A 1,030-nucleotide genomic window follows, 5' to 3' on the forward strand; every position below is an offset into this window, starting at 1 on the left:
CAGTTGTTACCGTTGAAGATAAAGTTGCCCCGGCTATCGAATGCCAGAACATCACCGTTCAGCTGGATGAAACAGGCAATGTTTCCATCACCGCAACCGATGTTACAAAATCAGCATCAGATGCTTGTGGTATTGCTTCCAGTGTAATCGATAATGACACATTCACTTGTGATAACGTCGGACCCAATAATGTTGAATTGACTGTAACTGATGTCAACGGAAACGCATCAAGCTGCACAGCAGTTGTTACCGTTGAAGATAAAGTTGCCCCGGCTATCGAATGCCAGAACATCACCGTTCAGGCGGATGAAACAGGCAATGTTTCCATCACCGCAGCCGATGTTACAAAATCAGCATCAGATGCTTGTGGTATTGCTTCCAGTGTAATCGATAATGACACATTCACTTGTGATAACGTCGGACCCAATAATGTTGAACTGACTGTAACTGATGTCAACGGAAACGTATCAAGCTGCACGGCAGTTGTTACCGTTGAAGATAAAGTTGCCCCGGCTATCGAATGCCAGAACATCACAGTACAGCTGGATGAAACAGGCAATGTTTCCATCACCGCAGCCGATGTTACAAAATCAGCATCAGATGCTTGTGGTATTGCTTCCAGCGTAATCGATAATGACACATTCACTTGTGATAACGTCGGACCCAATAATGTTGAACTGACTGTAACTGATGTCAACGGAAACGTATCAACATGCACTGCAGTTGTAACAGTCGAAGATAAAGTTGCTCCGGCAGTCGAATGCCAGAACATCACCGTTCAGCTGGACGAAACAGGCAATGTTTCCATTACAGCAGCCGATGTTACAAAATCAGCATCAGATGCTTGTGGTATTACTTCCAGTGTAATCGATAATGACACATTCACTTGTGATAACGTCGGAACCAATAATGTTGAGCTGACAGTAACAGATGTTAACGGAAACGTATCAACATGCACTGCAGTTGTAACAGTCGAAGATAAAGTTGCTCCGGCAGTCGAATGCCAGAACATCACCGTTCAGCTGGACGA

The 1,030-nt window shown here is 44.6% G+C and carries 1 protein-coding gene; it reads left to right on the top strand.

The features are described 5' to 3' along the window. Positions 1-1,030, top strand: a 1,030-nt coding sequence (locus BC643_RS23465) for a hypothetical protein (protein ID WP_211338187.1), incomplete at both ends; no start/stop codon positions are given.

This window comes from Mangrovibacterium diazotrophicum, assembly GCF_003610535.1.
Taxonomy (GTDB): domain Bacteria; phylum Bacteroidota; class Bacteroidia; order Bacteroidales; family Prolixibacteraceae; genus Mangrovibacterium; species Mangrovibacterium diazotrophicum.